A 258-nucleotide genomic window follows, 5' to 3' on the forward strand; every position below is an offset into this window, starting at 1 on the left:
GGAGTCACGCTCAGGCCCAGTGAAGCTGATGATGGTATCGCCTTGTTTCGGCTCCAATACTTTATCGGAAGTGAAGAATTCGACATTTCCTTGCGCCGTTTCAACGAATAAAGGAATCGTATTGGAAGACCATCTTTGATTGAATTCCTCATATGTGAAGCGTTCTGTCAATTTCGTCGAACGGATCGCATAGCCTTGCTCTTCCTTATCGTCGAGCGTATGGATGTTCCAGTCTTCGGTGAACAGGATCCGCCCGCT

Annotated in this window: 1 pseudogene; it reads right to left on the reverse strand. The window is 47.7% G+C overall.

Annotated elements, in window-relative coordinates:
* Nucleotides 1-258 (reverse strand): annotated as a pseudogene (locus SB775_RS31230) (cation:proton antiporter); the annotation flags it as partial.

The sequence above is a fragment of the Peribacillus sp. SIMBA_075 genome, from assembly GCF_046534585.1.